This window comes from Nocardioides acrostichi (assembly GCF_015319165.1).
Lineage (GTDB): Bacteria > Actinomycetota > Actinomycetes > Propionibacteriales > Nocardioidaceae > Nocardioides > Nocardioides acrostichi.
Genome location: NZ_JADIVZ010000001.1, coordinates 826,602 through 841,294, shown reverse-complemented (window position 1 = coordinate 841,294; position 14,693 = coordinate 826,602). Strand labels below are relative to the sequence as shown.

Below are 14,693 nucleotides of genomic sequence, written 5' to 3'. Positions count from 1 at the left end.
GACCCTAGCCCGCCACCGCGACGTCCATCACCGACATGCCGGCCCGCGCGGACGACCGACGCGGCCGCACCCGGGCCACGGCGCGCCCCGCCACGTGCTCGGCGTCGGTGGCGATGCCGAGGAACCGCCCGGAGCCCCACGTGTGCAGCCAGGGCAGACCGAGGAAGTAGAGACCGGGAACCTCGGTGACGCCGCGGGTGTGGGTCGGGCGGCCGGTGCCGTCGAAGACGCCGACCTGCACCCAGCGGTAGTCGGGCCGGTAGCCGATCGCCCACACGACGCTGGTGACGCCAGCAGCGCGCAGGTCGAGGGAGGCGGGCTCGGTCTCGGGTTCCCACACGGGCTCGTAGCGCGAGGCGGGCGGTGCGTCGATGCCGCGGGACTCGATGTAGCGGTCGATGTCGCCGCAGATGGAGTTGTAGACCGAGTCGGCGCGTTCCAGCGCCTCGCGCATCGTGGGCTGGAACCGCACCAGCGAGCCACCGGGCGACTCGAGGGAGTCGAGCAGGCCGTAGAGGCGCATGCCCTCGGCCGCGAAGGCGCGCAGGTCGATGTCGCGACCACCGTCGCGGCCGGTGACGTAGTGGTTGGTCTTCTCCCGCGCCGCGAGGCCGCCCGGGTACTGCGCGACGGCGGTGTCGTAGAGACCCATGTCGGCCAGCCAGGTCATGGCGTCGCGGCCACGGTAGGTGCGCGCCACCCGGGGCGCGTCACCGAGTGCGAGGTGCACGCGTCGGCCGGCGAGGTGGAGATCCTCGGCGATCTGCGCGCCGGACTGGCCGGTACCTACCACGAGCACCTCGCCTTCGGGCAGGCTGTGCGGGTTCTTGTAGTCGGCGGAGTGGATCTGGGCGATCGACGGGTCGAGCCCCGGAGCCCACGGCGGCACGATCGGCACGTGGTAGCCGCCGGTCGCCACGACCACCTGTCCCGCGTGCCAGGTGAGGTCGCCGTCCGGGCCTTGGGTCGTGAGGGTGAACCCGCCGTCCTCGGTCTGGGTCAGCGCGGTGACGCGGGTGTGCTCGAGCAGGGGCGGTCCGAAGGACGGCGCGTACCCGGCCAGCCAGGCCACCACCTCGTCGCGCGTCATGAAGCCGTCGGGGTCGGGGCCGTCGTAGGCGTACCCGGGCAGCCGGCAATGCCAGTTGGGCGTCACCAGCGTGAAGGCGTCCCAGCGGGTGTCGGCCCACTCGTGCGCTGCCGTGCTCGCCTCGATGACGACGTGGTCGACGCCGTCGCGGGTGAGATACCAACTGGTCGCCAGTCCGGCCTGGCCGCCACCGACGATCGCGACATCGACGTGCTTCGGGCGTGATTCCGGGGAGATCTGGGTCATGACTGCTCCTGCGGGAGAGGGGGCCACATGCGTACGACCTCGACGAGGTCGTCGGGTCGATGTGAGGAGGCCGAGCGGCGGATCTGCTCGGCGCTGGCGGTGGCCGAGGTGCACGCGAACCCGAACCTCGCGCGCACCCGCTCACTCGCGAGATCGAGCGCGTGGGTCGACCGGACCGTGAAGTCGACGACGGAGTACCGGGCGCCGACCTCGAGGTGGTCGTGCATCACCAGCGAGGGCGAGTAGCACTCCTCGATCCGGCCGTCGGGCCAGCGCACGGTCACGGTCATCTCAGGCATAGCTGCCCTCGCTCACATGCGTCGGGTAGAGGTCCGGACGGCGGTCGCCCAGGTGGAACATCGAGCGTCGCGCCGTCTCGAGCGCCGCCGACACGTCGAGCTGTGCCACGGCCACACCCGACCGTGGACCGGTGGAGGCGAGCACGTCGCCGCCCGGGCCGACGACCTTCGCCGACGCAACGAACCGCAGCGAGCCGAAGGTGCCCGACTGGTTCGAGGCCAGCCACACGACCTGGTTCTCCAGCGCACGGGCGGCGTCGAAGATGTCGAACCGCTTGGTCCAACGGTCCTCGGCGAGGTCGCCGGCGGTGGCGGTGCGCGACGCGGGCCAGGCCGAGATGCACGCGATCGTCTCGGCCCCGTCGAGCGCGAGCGCGCGGGCCGCTTCGGGAAAGGCCTTGTCGTAGCAGATCAGCATGCCGAGCCGGCCGGCCGGAGTGTCGAAGGCCCGCAGAGTCTCGCCGGGCGCGTAGTAGAGGCTCTCGCCCAGCGGCTGGTGGATCTTGCGGTAGACCCCGTGCACCCCATCGCCGGAGACGACGGCCGCGGAGTTGTACCGCTCCCCCAGATCGCCCTCACAGAACCCGACCACGACCGTCATCTCTCGGGCGATCTCGGCGACCCGGCGCAGCTCGGGGCCGTCGACGTCCATGACCGGCGGCACGGAGTCCGGCCGCTCGTCGTGGGCGCCGTCGCGGCCGGCGCCGAGCACCGAGAGGTACCCGCCGAGTGCCGCCTCCGGCAGGGCGAGCAGCCGGACGCCGCGCGCCCGGGCGTCGTCCACGATCTCGGCGATGCGGGCCAGGTTGGCCTCGACGTCGCGGCCGAAGCTCTCGGCGACGGCGGCGACCCCCGCGGTGTGCTTGCTCATGCCGCTCCCATCCCGGTGACGCCGGCCGCGACCGACTCCGTGACCACGCCGTCGGGCCAGCGCAGACCCACGCCAGAGCCGGCGGCGAGCTCGCCGCAGACGCGCGAGGTCACGGTGTCGGGGAGCGCCGCGGTGTCGCGCGGCGTGTCCTCGGCGGTGATCATCGCGAACCCCGGGAAGCAGGTGAGCCAGTCGCCGGTGCTGGCGTCGTGCGGCTGTGGGATCGCCGCGACGTCGAGCACGGCGCGGCAGCCGCTGGCCTCGGCGAGCATGCCGGTGGTGCCCACCAGTCCGCTCATCGAGACGTCCTTGGCCGCCGTCGGCGCCAGGGTCGGGACGACGTCGAGCAGCGCGCGCAGCTCGGCAGGCGTGCGGTGCGAGGAGGAGTCCCACTGCCGGCCGGTGTAACCGGGCCGCCAGGAGCCGCCGAGGTCGGCCGTGACCCGCAGCCGGTGCCCGACGCGACCACCGCCGCCCGGCACCGGGGCGGGCAGGCCGGCGTGGGTACGGCCGAGCGCGGTCACCGAGAGGGCACCGGGCACACCGAGCTGGGTGTGGCCGCCGAGCACGGGCACGCCCCAGGCGGCCGCGGCGTCGGCGAGCCCGCGCAGGACGCGCCGAGCGAAGGAGGCGTCGCGGGCGCCGACGGCGTCGAGGAGCCCGACCGGCACGGCACCCATCGCGGCAAGGTCGTTGAGGTTGACCAGCACCGAGCACCAGCCGGCCCACTCAGGGTCGCGCTCGACCATCGCGGGCAGGATCGCGTCGCACGCGGCGACCAGGTCGGTGCCGGGCACCGGCGCGCCGTCGTCGCCGACGAAGCCCGGCCCACCACCGCCCATGGGGGCCGAGGTCAGCTCTCCGAGCAGCCCACCCAGGGCGGTCTTGGTGCTCTCGACGAGTCGCTGCACGCGGCGCACGGGCCACTCGGCCCGCACGTGGGGCTGCCCGTGCAGATCGAGGGTCTCACCCACGACCCAGCCCAGGCGGCGGAACAACACGGCGTTCGGCTCCTGCACGCACGCGTCGAAGCGCAGCGCGCCCAGGCTCTCGGCGGTGGCGCAGGCCGCGCGCACCAGCGCGGCGCCGACGCCGAGGTGCAGCCGCGCCTCGCGGGCGACGACCAGCCGCGAGCCGGTCCACCAGCCGAGGTCACGCCCCCCGGCCGCGGGATGCGTGGTCGGGTGCAGCCGCACGCCGCCGAGCACCTCGCCGCCCGGGGCGCGAGCGACGAGCACGCGGGTGCGCGGGTCGTCGTCCACGTCGTCGGCGTCGTCTGCTGCGAAGAGACCCTGCTCGTGCACGAACACCTCGCGCCGCAGCCGGCGATAGGCGGTGAGATCGCCGAGCGACTCGGCCGGGACGACGACGTAGGCCTCGGCATCGACGTGGGCGGTGAAGCGGGGTGCTCCGGTGAGCACCACTTCGTGGGCCAACAGCTCGCTCATGCCGACACCTCGCACGCGCGGGTGGTACCCAGTTCCTCTTCGGCCGAGCCCAGGGCGGAGCACGCGCCGCACGCGGCACACCCGGCGGCCTGGTCGGCGCCGGTCATGCCGGCTCGGCGCAGGGCGGCCGCCACGCGCCGGGTGACGTCGTAGGTGACCTCGTGCGGAGGTGGCGTGGTGCCGTCGACCTCGACGGCCAGGGTGCCCGCGATGGGGCGGAACGGCACCACGAAGGGGTAGACCCCCATCTCGATCAGTTCCTCGGCACCGGCGACGAGCTCGTCGGGATCCTCGCCGAGGCCGACGATGAGGTAGGTCGAGACCTGGTTCCAGCCGAAGACGCGCACCGCCTCGGCCCAGGCAGCGCGATATTCCGCCATCGGCACGCTGCCCTTGCCGGGCATCACCCGGCGGCGCACGTCGTCGTCCAGAGACTCGACGTGGATGCCGAGGGAGCGGGCCCCCGCCTCGTAGAGGTCGGTGATGGTGCGCAGATCCCCCGGAGGCTCGCATTGCACCTGGATCGGCAGGTCGGGCACGGCCTCGCGCACCGCGCGCACACACCGGGCCAGGTGGGTGGCCCCGCGGTCGCGGCCGTTGCTGGTGCCCGTGGTCATCACCATCTGCGTGACGCCGTCGAGCTCCACGGCGGCCTTCGCGACCTCGGCGAGCTGCGCCGGACTCTTGACCGCCACGGTGGCGTCGTTGCGCAGCGACTCCTCGATCGCGCAGAAGCGGCAGCGCTGCGCCTCCTCGTAGCGCACACAGGTCTGTACGACGGTGGTGGCCAGCACCCTCTCGGAGTGCAGGCGCGCGATCTTCTCGTAGGGCACGCCGTCGTCGGTGGCGAGGTCGTAGAAACGAGGTCGGGCGACGGCCTCGACCCCGAGGCCGGTGTCGGCACCGTCGAGGAGCAGCCGACCCGAGCGCACCGAGTAGGGACTGCGGGGGTTCAGCGGGACGGCCGCGCCGACCCCCTCGAGCAGCACGTGGCCGTCGTCGCTCGGGCCGGCGCCGGCGCGGCGAGCCACGGGGGCGTCGAGCAGCCGGATGCCCTGGATCGCGACGTCGACGCGGGTCGAGGCGACGCGGCGGGCGTCCGCTCCTCTTCGGGGCGCGGAGGGGGTCGGGGCAGTCATGGTCGCGGCCGCCCGCTCAGAGGTTGTAGGTGCTGTTGATGATGGCGCCCTTGCGGGCGTAGTGGATGACGGCGTCCTGTACGTCGAGCGGGTGCGCCGGGATGACGCCCTCGATGAGATCCTCCTCGCGGCAGCCGTGCAGCGCCATGCCGAAGCGGCAGCAGAACACGGTGCCACCCTCGCCGATGAAGGTCTTGATCGAGTCGTTCATGTTCTGGTTGCCCGGGAACGCGACGTCGCCGGTGGTCGGGAAGCCGCGGGTGTCCATGCACGCCAGGGCGCCCGGGCCGTAGAAGTAGATGGCCGACTCGTACCCCTTGCGCAGGGCGCGCGTGGCCTGGAGCACCGCCACGAAGCTCACCGAGGACTCGTGCGGGATGCCGTGCACGAGCGTGAAGTAGGACTCGCCGCCTTCGGCCTGGTAGTCGGGGAAGATCTTGGTGCTGCCGTAGAGGTTGGTGCCCGGGGCCTGCGAGGGGTGGGGGATCTCGGCCACCGACTTCTCGATGTTGGCCATGATCTCGTCGTCGAACGTCGGCATCGCTGCTGCTCCTTGAGCTGGGTGGGAGGGGACGGTGCTGTCGGGTGGTGCTGGTCTTGCTCGGTGGGTGTTGCTCTTCGGCGGCCTCAGTCGTAGAGGGCCGCGAAGTTCTGGTGGAAGAAGGCGTCGGCGAGGGCGCCGTCGCCGGTGGCCGCTCTGAGGCGGTGGTACTCGCCCTCGACGTCGCCCCAGGGCATGTCGGTGGCGAAGAGGATGCGGTCGTGACCGACACCGCGGCGCTCGATCTCGGCGATGAGCCAGGAGGGCGCGAAGCCGATCGACCACGAGGTGTCGGTGTAGACCTGCTTGCCGGCCTCGATCCAGTCGAAGAGTCGGCCGCCGATGAGCTTGAGGTGGCCGCTCATGCCGCCGCCGAGGTGCACCAGGTGGATCTTCGTGTCGTCGCCGTACCTCTCCACCAGGGTGCCGATCTGGTCGACGTCGCTGGCCGCGCCCGGGCTGGTGTGCACGTGCACCACGAGGTCGCGCTCGGCCGCGGTGGTGAAGATGCGGTGCAGCTCCTCGGCACAGTCGGGGTCGGTCGGGCTGCCGCCGAGCAGGAAGCTGGTCTTGAGCGCACGGACGCCGTCCTCGCCGGCCAGCGCGAGCGCGGCATCGTTGCGCTCGCGGTCGCTGGCCTTGGGGCTGACCCAGAGGCCGCAGCGGACCCGGTCGTCGGCCTGTGCGGCCTCGATGGCCAGGGGGTTGAGGTCGAAGGCCGCATCGGGGATCGGCACGCCGTAGTTCGGGAGCACCAGGGTGCGGTCGATGCCCTCGGCGTCGAGTGCTGCGACGAACTCGGCCACGGTGGCGCGCGCCGTCGTGTCGGGGCTGACCGGCGGGCCTCCGTAGAAGCCGAAGGCCGGCAGCACACCGATGTGGCGGTGGGCGTCGTAGACCGGTGCGGGCATGTCTCAACGCTCCGGCCCCGACGTTTCAGATTGGTTTCCGATGGAAGACGTTGTGCGCTCCGGCTCGTCACGTCTGCGTTGCGCGCGGCGTCGTTGTGTAACCCCACGGCGCCGCTGCCGCGTGACCTGAGTAACTATCTCTTGCCCTTTTTGATTGTGCGCAATACAAAAGAGACGTGGATGCACTACGGCTCGACCGACAGCTCTGCTTCGCGTTGTACGCCGCGTCGCGGGCCATGACGGCTGCCTATCGACCGCTCCTCGCCGAGCTCGGGCTCACCTACCCGCAGTACCTGGTGATGCTCGCGCTGTGGGAGGACGCCGCCGAGCACGGCGAACGATCGACCGTGAGCGTGGGGCACCTCTCGAGCCGGCTGCACCTCGACTCGGGCACGCTGTCGCCGCTGCTCAAGCGGCTCACGCTCGCGGGCCTCGTCGACCGTCGTCGCTCGACGGACGACGAGCGCTCGGTGCTCGTCTCGCTCACGCCGGCCGGGGCGGCACTGCGGGCCGAGGCCGAGTGCGTGCCGACCCGGCTCGCAGAGCGCTTCTCGGTCGACGGCCTCGACGTCGAGCAGCTGCGCGACTCCATCCTGGCCGTCACCGAGGCGTTGCACGCCGCCGACGGTTCCACTGCCTGATCATCCGACCACGACGAAAGGAACATCCCATGAAGACGCTCTACACTGCCGAGGCCCTCGCCACCGGAGACGGCCGCAACGGCCACGGCGCCACCACCGACGCCAAGGTCGATGTCGACCTGGCGACCCCGAAGGAGATGGGCGGATCGGGCGAGGGCACCAACCCCGAGCAGCTCTTCGCCGTCGGCTACGCCGCCTGCTTCCACGGCGCCCTGCGCCTCGTGGCGAAGGACGCCGGCGTCGACACCACCGACTCCACCGTCGGGGCGCGGGTCTCGATCGGCCCGAACGACGAGGGTGGTTTCGGACTGGCCGTCGAGCTCGAGGTCACCCTCCCCCACGTCGACCACGATGCTGCCGTCGCCGTGACCGAGAAGGCGCACCAGGTGTGCCCCTACTCCAACGCGACTCGCGGCAACATCGAGGTCACCCTCTCCGTCACCGACGACTGAGCGCCACTTCCTCTGCCCCGCTGGGGTCGCGGGGCAGAGCCGCACCCCCATCGTGGCCGCTCGGGTCGGCGTCCTCACCGGTGCCGACGTGAACCGAGCCCTGATCGCTGTCCCGAGCGTGCGGCCCGATGCCCGGCCCCAGGAGCGGTTGGCCGAGGACTCGCGCCGACTCAACCGCCGCGCACGGTGAGCGTGGCCAGCGCCTGGAGCCCGGCCGCGTCGGCCCGCACCGTGGCGGGCGAGTGCGGCGCCCAGCCGTGCAGCGGCTGCTGCCACTCCTGGGGCACGCTACTGGCACCCCAGCGGGCGCCGAGCAGCGCGCCCGCGATGGCCGCCACGGTGTCGGTGTCGTGCCCGATGCCGATCGCCGTGGCGAGCGCGTCTTGCAGATGACGGCAGGGCAGATCGCCGGGCACCGGAGTGTGCACGATAGCCGACCAGGCAGCCTGGAGAGCGCCGACGACCCAGGCGTTCTGGGTGAACCTCGACGGCGGCGAGGTCTCGGCCTCGGCCAGCACGGCCGACCAGTCGTGTGTGGTGTCTCCGAGCGAGGGCAGCACGTCGTCCGCGGTCGGGAACTCTGCGTGCACCACCGCATGCCGGATCATCAGGCTCCACAGCGCGGCACCCTCGCCGGCCATCGGGTCGAAGTGCGTCAGAGCGCTGATCGCCGTCGCGGCCTCGACCAGCGCCGCGGGGTCGCCGAGGTACGCGAGCGCCACCGGGGCGGTGCGCATGAGCGATCCGTTGCCCGCCGAGCGACCGCTGCTCTCGTGGACGGCGCGCGCGGCCGCCGCCATCTGCGCCGCGGTCGCGTCGCGGCCGGCGTGGCGCAGCACCGCCGCGGTCTGCATCCCGACATCGGCCGGACCGGGCGCGAACCACGCGGCAAAGCCTTCGGCGATCGAGTCGAGTGCCTCGACGCTGCGCAGGTCGGCACCGGTGGCGGCGACGTGCGCGATGGCCATCGCCTGAGCCGTGTCGTCGGTCCACTCCCCCGGCGCGAAGCCACCGAGTCCGCCGCCGATCATCGCCGGCCACCCCGGGTAGGGCGCGCTCTCGAACTCGTACCCCGCGCCCAGCGCGTCGCCCACCGCGGAGGCCAGCAGCACTCCGCACGCGCGGTCCAACTGTGCCGTCGTCAGCTCCATGTCCCCGGTTCCCCTTCTCCTGCGCACGCCAGTCCACCGTCGGCCAGAGGACGCAAGCACATCGGTCGGCTGCGTGTGCAGTGATCACCCTGCCAGCACGGTGTCGGCCGGTCGGCGTACTCGTTCGACACGGCGCTCGCTCCACGATGCTCTGCTGCTCTCGGCGCTGCCGTCGCGCGCGCCCGTGCGAGCACGATCTGGTCCATCGCGGGTTCGGTCTCGGCGCCGAGGTCGAGTGCACCATTCCTGGCACGACGGCGCTCGAGCAGTGAGCGTCAGCGGACGTCGTCGCGACCCGGCCAGACGGAACGGCGCCCACACCTTCGGCTCAGTTGCGGAGTCTGAACCTGATGGTGGATCGGGTGCCGGGTGGGCCGGTGCGGTGTATCTCGTAGGCCCAGCCGGGGTCGTGGACCATGCGGTGGTGCCGCCAGCACAACAACCGGCCGTCGGCGAGGTCGGTGGGCCCTCCTTGTGACCAGGGGTGGTCGTGGTGCGCCTGGCACCGGTGCGCAGGCGTCTCGCACCCCTCGGCGGTGCAGTGCCGGTCGCGCACGGCTAGGACGAGGCGTTGGCCCTTGGAGTACAGCCGCTGCCCACGACCGAGATCGAGCGGCACCCCGTCACCATCCAGGACCACCGGGACCAGATTCGCTCCACACGCCAACCTGCGCGCGGTGGCCGCGGAGAGCCGGTCGCCGGTGTCAAGCACGGCCTCGGTCAAGCCACCGCGCAACGCATCGAGCGTCATCGTCACCACCACGGTCGCGCCGAGGCCGCCGGTGGTGGGCAGATCCCGCTCGGTGAGCGTTTCGAGGAGCTCGCAGAGTGCTTCACCGTTCTGCTGCGGCGTGGTCAGGTTCGCCTTCGGTGCGTGCCCTTCGCTGTTCCAGTGGCCGGGTGCGAGGATCGCATCCAACGCCTTCTTGAACATCGCACCGTGCAGGGCGGGTAGCTGGAAGCGTCCGAACACGGTCCCGTGGCCGTCGTCGCTCATCGTCAACCGTGCGCGCTGGGCAGCTTGTTCTTCCTCGGCCTCGAGCCTCTTCGCAGCCTCGCGCTCGCCGCGTTCGGGGTCGACGACCTCCAACAGATGCCGACCCATCACCCGCAGATCCCTAGCATCGTGCAGCGCTGCCTGCTCGACCAGGAACCGCTCGGCCTTCTCCACCACATCGGCATCGAGGTCGTCAGGCAAGTCGTCCAGGGCGCCGGCGATCACGGGTGCCTGCTCCCGGTTCACAGACCCGTCGGCGAAGGCAGCCCGCAGCGCCCCATAACGTTCGAGGGCGTGGGCCAGCCACACCCGCCGCCGCGCCTCGGCACGCGTCAACCGGGCGGTGCCGGCGAGCCACGCCGAGGTCTGAACGGCGCCGGTGGTGTCCGCGACGACGACCTCGCCCGCATGCGCGAGCACCCGGTGCTCCAGCTCGACCAGGCGTGACTCCAACGCCGTCAACACCGACAAGGCGCCGGCCGTCGAGGCCTGGTCCAGCCCCCACAGAGACAAGCCCTCGGCGTCGTCCAAGGCAGCGTCGAGTTGCTCGACGACCCGCCCCAGCGGGTGCCACATGCCCGCGATCAGGGGCTCGGCCACCAGAGAACTCATGTGGTCCAGTCAAGCCGCGACCACCGACAACCAACCCCCGAAAACCGCCCATCCGGCGGCCCCACCGAAGACCGTGACCCAACCGTGACCTCGCTCCACGCCGGCGCCGAAACTCGTGGCAGGTCAGCTGAAAACTGGTGACGGGTCACCCGGAAACTCGTGGCAGCTCAGCGCACCACGGGCCACCCTGACCACCACCACCTAGCCAGTCGCGGGGCCGGCCGTGCCCGGGACGGGATCGTCGTCGCCCGCCGCGGCGAGGGCATCCCCCAGCGGACTGCGTCGGTAGACCACGGTGCGGCCCATCCGTGAGCGCGTGAGAAGTCCGGCCTCGAGGAGCACGCCGAGGTGCGCGCTCACGCCGGCGGGCGAGAGCTCGAGCTCCCTGGCGAGTTGGGTGGTCGAGGCTCCCGTGTCGACGGCCAAGAGGATGCGTGCCCTCCCGCGGCCGAGGAGGCGCTCCACCGCCGCACCGGGTGGCCGACGACTCGACCAGAGGGCCGCGTGACCGCGCGCCGGGTACACCAGCGCGGCGCGCCACTGCCGGTCGGCGTAGACCGCCACCCCGGACGTGACGAAGACCGAGGGAACGAGCAGCAGACCGCGCCCATCGAGATCCACGGTGCCCGCCGGGTGCCCCAGCACCTCGACGTAGGGCGCCCGCCAGCGCACTCGCGGGTGGATGTCGTCGAGCGCGCCGGCCCACCCCTCGCTGGTCAGCCGCTGGGCGCGGTGCAGCACGTCTCGTTCCGCGACGGCCCGCAGCAGTGGCCAGTCCGGACCCACGACGCATCGCCACAGCTCCTCCAGGGTGTCGGCGAGCTGCCCGACGAGGCTCTCCCCCGGCAGCGACTCCACCCACCGGGCGACCGCGTCCGCGGGACCGGCCACGTGCCGGCCACGTGCTCTGCGCGCAAGCGCCTCGGCGATCTCCGCGATGGCCACCTCGGGCGGGGTGGCCCGGACCTGGGCGACGTCGTCGTCCACGGTCTGGCCGAGGCTGCCCGGCGGCGGCGTGAGGAACGTGACGCCGTGCCGAGGGGTGCGCAGCAACTCCAGAGCCTGCACGAGCGGGTCGCCGCGCAGTGGCGCGTAGCGGCGCTCGAAACGCTCATGGACGGCAGGTGGCAGTCGGCCCCTCGCGTCGCTCAGCCCGCCGAGCAGTCGCAGCACGGCGTCGAGCTCCATCAACGGAGAGAGCGCGAAACGACTGGCCGCGAGGTCGTGACTCTCGACCTTGAACCGGAACACGGCTCGCTCCTTTCGTTCTGGCGCGAATCCATTGTGCCCGTTCTTCCCCGACGCGAGGCTCTCCGAGTGACAGACACAGCTGCGGACACCGGCTCCGCGAGCCCGACGTACACCCGAGTTCTGCGCGCCCGCGGGTTCCCCGGGCTTCTGACCATGTGGACGCTCACCATCACCGCGACCTCGCTGCAGGTGATGGCCCTCTCGGTCCTGGTCTACGACTCGACCGGGTCCGCCACCCTGGCGAGCACCACCTTCGCCGCGGGCTTCCTGCCCCAGGTCGTCGGCGGCTTCACACTCACCTCGCTGGCCGACCGATGGTCACCCCGAGTGCTCCTCGCCGGCGGGGCCGCACTGCGCGCGGCGGCTGCGTTCATCTTGGCTGCGGCCCCGTTGCCGACCGCAGCCGTGATCGCGGTCGTGGCGCTCGTGGCGACGACCAGCCCCCTGTTCACGGGCGTGCAGTCGGCCACCGCCGCGAGGATCCTGCCCCCCGAGAGCTACGTGCTGGGTCGCTCCATGCTCACCATGGCGGCCTCCGGGGCCCAGCTGGGCGGCCTCGCCGTGGGCGGAGCACTCGTATCGCTGTGCGGTGCCCGGCCCGCGCTGCTGGTGTGTGCGGGCGCCTTCTGCCTCGTCGTACTGCTGGTCCCGACGACCCTGCGCGATCAGCTCGACCGCGAGCCAGGCGCCGACCACGAGGCGAGCTCACCCGTGGCGCGGTGGCGCTGGTCCGACTCGTGGCGGACCAATCGTCGGCTTTTGGCCCGGCCGCAGGTGCGATCGCTCCTCTTCCTGTTCTGGGTACCGCCCACCTTGTTCGTCGCCGGCGAGTCGCTCATGGTCCCCTACGCCGACCAGCTCCGCGCGCCCCACCAGCTCGGGCTGCTTCTGGCGGCCTTCCCCGCCGGAGCCCTGATCGGCGACGTCGTGGTGGGGCGCTGGTGCCGGGAGGGAGCGCAACGGCGCCTGGTCGCGCCGCTGGTGTGCCTGATGGGGGTCGGGCTCGCGACCGCCCTGCTGCAGCCGCCCGGCCTGGTCTCGGTGGCACTGTTCACGCTGGGCAGCGCCGGCCTCGCCTACCAACTCGGACGACAACGCGACTTCCTAGACGCCGTTCCCGACGGCCAGCAGGGGCAGGCCTTCGGGCTGCTGAGCACCGGGACCATGACCGGCCAAGGGGTCGGCCCGGTTGCCGCCGGCCTGCTGGCCGACCGCATCGGAGCGTCCGCGGCCGTCGCCGCCGCGGGAACGATCCTGGTCGGGTACGGCCTCACCCTCGTGGCCCGGGAGTGGCATGCCGCATGCGGCCCCGCTCGCCCGGTCGCTGCGTCCGAGCGCCCTCACACCCGGTCGACGTAGACCCACTGGCCGCGTCGCCGCTCGAAGCGGCTGCGCTCGGCCAGCACCCCCGGCACCCCGGCCCGTTCGTAGCACGCCTCGAACGCGACCTCGCCGGTCTCGTCGTCCGCCCCGCCCGCGGCGACGTCGAGGACGCTCAAACCCTGCCAGTCCTGGGTGGCATCGAGGTCGAGCGGCACCGGTCGCGTGCGGGGGTGCCAGGTGCGGGTCAGGTAGCCGACCTCGCCTAGCGCGAACGCGGCGTAGCGCGAACGCATGAGCTCCTCGGCGGTGCTCGCCGCCCTGGCACCGCGGTGCAGCGGCTGGCAGCAGACCGCAAGGGGCTCTCCGGATCCGCAGGGGCAATCGGCGACGAGCGAGTGGGACGGGCTCATCCCGGCCACGCTACCGAGTTCCGCAGAATGCCCGGACACCGTCGAGCAGCCGCTCGACGTCCTGCTCGTCGTTGTAGGGGGCCAGCCCGACCCGCAGCCCGCCCGTGCGCCCGAGCCCGAGCCGCTCGGCAGCGCGGAAGGCGTAGAAGTGGCCGGCGGGGGCATTGACGTCGCGCTCGGCCAAGAACGTGGAGAGCTCAGCCACCGACCCCTGGGCGAGGGAGACGAGCAGCGTGGGCGTGCGGCGCTCCGCCCGAGCGTGCAGGACGACGCCGTCTATCGCGCGCAGACCTTCCTCGATGTGGGTGCGCAGCTCCGTCTCGTGACGCTCGACCGCCTCGATCCCGGCAACGAGGCGGCTCCGCCGTGACGCGCTCGCGGCGCTGTCGGACCCGGCGCCCAGCCCGGCGATGACGTCGACGGCCGCGGTCACCCCGGCCATCAGCTCGTAGGGCAGGGTGCCGAGCTCGAAGCGCTCGGGCACGCTCGCGGGTGACGCGTCGAGCTTGTCCGGCTCCAGCGCCGCGAGCAGCTCCGGCCGCCCCGTCACCGCTCCGCAATGCGGCCCCAGGAACTTGTACGGCGAGCAGGCGAACAGGTCGGCGCCCATCGCCGGCACGTCGACGACGGCGTGTGGCGCGTAATGCACGCCGTCGACGTAGAGCAGGGCGCCGACGTCGTGGGCGATCTCAGCGATGGCGGGGATGTCGGGCATCGTGCCGAGGAGGTTCGAGGCAGCGGTCACCGCGACCAGTCGCGTGCGCTTCCCCACCACCGCGGCGACCTCCGCGGCGTCCAGCTCGGCGGTCTCGGGGTCGAAGTCGACCCACCGGACGGTCGCCCCGGCACGCTCAGCGGCTGTGAGCCACGGCCGGACGTTCGCGTCGTGATCGAGCCGCGTGACGACGACCTCGTCGCCCGGCCCCCACGAGCGCGACAGCGCGCGAGCGAGGTCGAAGGTCAGCGCCGTCATGCTGCGACCGAAGGCCACCGTGTCGAGGTCGACGCCCAGGAGGTCACCCAAGGCGCTCCGACACCCGTCGACGATGTCGCCGGCGTTGCGCGCGGCCGTGGTCAGGCTGCCGCGGTTCGACAGCGGCGCCGTCAGGGCGTTGCGGATCGCGTCGGCCACCGGCGCCGGGGTCTGCGTGCCGCCGGGGCCGTCGAAGAACGCGGTCCCACCGGCCAGGGCCGGCACCTTCGGACGCAGCCGGGCCGCGACGTCCGGGGCCTGGCTGCTGGGCATCGATGTCTGCTCGCTCACCCCCGCATCCTCTCGCGACCAGCGCCACTCGGGATCGGCGAGTCCGC

Annotated in this window: 15 protein-coding genes; 3 read left to right on the top strand and 12 right to left on the bottom strand. The window is 72.5% G+C overall.

Annotated elements, in window-relative coordinates:
* Positions 1-4 precede the first annotated feature (4 nt).
* The 7 genes from ISG29_RS03935 to ISG29_RS03905 all read right to left on the bottom strand — a co-directional run bounded on the left by ISG29_RS03935 (position 5) and on the right by ISG29_RS03905 (position 6,545).
* The gene (locus ISG29_RS03935) at positions 5-1,336 is read right to left on the bottom strand and encodes an MSMEG_0569 family flavin-dependent oxidoreductase (protein ID WP_194501999.1); all 1,332 of its coding nucleotides are present in this window, start codon (positions 1,334-1,336) and stop codon (positions 5-7) included.
* The gene (locus ISG29_RS03930) at positions 1,333-1,635 is read right to left on the bottom strand and encodes an MSMEG_0570 family nitrogen starvation response protein (protein ID WP_194501998.1); all 303 of its coding nucleotides are present in this window, start codon (positions 1,633-1,635) and stop codon (positions 1,333-1,335) included. Before ISG29_RS03930 ends, ISG29_RS03935 begins: the two co-directional genes overlap by 4 nt.
* Positions 1,628-2,506: a carbon-nitrogen hydrolase family protein gene (locus ISG29_RS03925; protein ID WP_194501997.1), complete on the bottom strand. Its 879-nt coding sequence runs from the start codon at positions 2,504-2,506 to the stop codon at positions 1,628-1,630. The genes ISG29_RS03930 and ISG29_RS03925 overlap by 8 nt, the downstream gene beginning before the upstream one ends.
* Positions 2,503-3,954 carry an MSMEG_0567/sll0787 family protein gene (locus ISG29_RS03920; protein ID WP_194501996.1) on the bottom strand — a complete coding sequence of 484 codons (1,452 nt, stop codon included), beginning with the start codon at positions 3,952-3,954 and terminating at the stop codon, positions 2,503-2,505. The genes ISG29_RS03925 and ISG29_RS03920 overlap by 4 nt, the downstream gene beginning before the upstream one ends.
* Entirely contained in the window at positions 3,951-5,093 is a 1,143-nt protein-coding gene (locus ISG29_RS03915) for an MSMEG_0568 family radical SAM protein (RefSeq protein WP_194501995.1), read from the bottom strand. The genes ISG29_RS03920 and ISG29_RS03915 overlap by 4 nt, the downstream gene beginning before the upstream one ends.
* A 16-nt stretch (positions 5,094-5,109) precedes the next feature.
* On the bottom strand, positions 5,110-5,634 hold the full coding sequence (locus ISG29_RS03910; protein WP_194501994.1) for an MSMEG_0572/Sll0783 family nitrogen starvation response protein: 525 nt from the start codon (positions 5,632-5,634) through the stop codon (positions 5,110-5,112).
* An 86-nt stretch (positions 5,635-5,720) separates the two neighbouring features.
* Positions 5,721-6,545 carry an amidohydrolase family protein gene (locus tag ISG29_RS03905; RefSeq protein ID WP_194501993.1) on the bottom strand — a complete coding sequence of 275 codons (825 nt, stop codon included), beginning with the start codon at positions 6,543-6,545 and terminating at the stop codon, positions 5,721-5,723.
* 236 nt (positions 6,546-6,781) lie between these two features.
* Between ISG29_RS03905 and ISG29_RS03900 the strand changes: the two genes are divergently transcribed.
* Together ISG29_RS03900 and ISG29_RS03895 are read left to right on the top strand one after the other, a co-directional pair.
* Positions 6,782-7,186: a MarR family winged helix-turn-helix transcriptional regulator gene (locus tag ISG29_RS03900; protein WP_194502278.1), complete on the top strand. Its 405-nt coding sequence runs from the start codon at positions 6,782-6,784 to the stop codon at positions 7,184-7,186.
* Positions 7,187-7,215: 29 nt separating this feature from the next.
* Positions 7,216-7,638, top strand: coding sequence for an organic hydroperoxide resistance protein (locus ISG29_RS03895; RefSeq protein WP_194501992.1), 423 nt, complete (start codon positions 7,216-7,218; stop codon positions 7,636-7,638).
* Positions 7,639-7,808: 170 nt separating this feature from the next.
* Here ISG29_RS03895 and ISG29_RS03890 read toward each other — a convergent pair whose 3' ends face one another.
* The 3 genes from ISG29_RS03890 to ISG29_RS03880 all read right to left on the bottom strand — a co-directional run bounded on the left by ISG29_RS03890 (position 7,809) and on the right by ISG29_RS03880 (position 11,649).
* A complete protein-coding gene (locus tag ISG29_RS03890) occupies positions 7,809-8,789 on the bottom strand; it encodes an ADP-ribosylglycohydrolase family protein (RefSeq protein ID WP_194501991.1) in 981 nt (326 codons plus the stop codon).
* A gap of 328 nt (positions 8,790-9,117) precedes the next feature.
* Positions 9,118-10,398, bottom strand: coding sequence for an HNH endonuclease signature motif containing protein (locus tag ISG29_RS03885; RefSeq protein ID WP_194501990.1), 1,281 nt, complete (start codon positions 10,396-10,398; stop codon positions 9,118-9,120).
* Between the two features lie 201 nt (positions 10,399-10,599).
* The gene (locus ISG29_RS03880; RefSeq protein ID WP_194501989.1) at positions 10,600-11,649 is read right to left on the bottom strand and encodes a helix-turn-helix domain-containing protein; all 1,050 of its coding nucleotides are present in this window, start codon (positions 11,647-11,649) and stop codon (positions 10,600-10,602) included.
* 66 nt (positions 11,650-11,715) lie between these two features.
* On the opposite strand from ISG29_RS03880, the gene ISG29_RS03875 reads away from it, so the two are divergent.
* Positions 11,716-13,008 (top strand): MFS transporter, encoded by a 1,293-nt coding sequence (locus tag ISG29_RS03875; protein WP_194501988.1) that lies wholly within the window; start codon positions 11,716-11,718, stop codon positions 13,006-13,008.
* Here ISG29_RS03875 and ISG29_RS03870 read toward each other — a convergent pair.
* Together ISG29_RS03870 and ISG29_RS03865 are read right to left on the bottom strand one after the other, a co-directional pair.
* Positions 12,990-13,382: a YchJ family protein gene (locus ISG29_RS03870; protein ID WP_194501987.1), complete on the bottom strand. Its 393-nt coding sequence runs from the start codon at positions 13,380-13,382 to the stop codon at positions 12,990-12,992. The two genes, ISG29_RS03875 and ISG29_RS03870, sit on opposite strands and share 19 nt — an antisense overlap.
* Before the next feature lie 10 nt (positions 13,383-13,392).
* Positions 13,393-14,646 (bottom strand): cysteine desulfurase-like protein, encoded by a 1,254-nt coding sequence (locus tag ISG29_RS03865; protein WP_328827860.1) that lies wholly within the window; start codon positions 14,644-14,646, stop codon positions 13,393-13,395.
* Between the last annotated feature and the right edge of the window lie 47 nt (positions 14,647-14,693).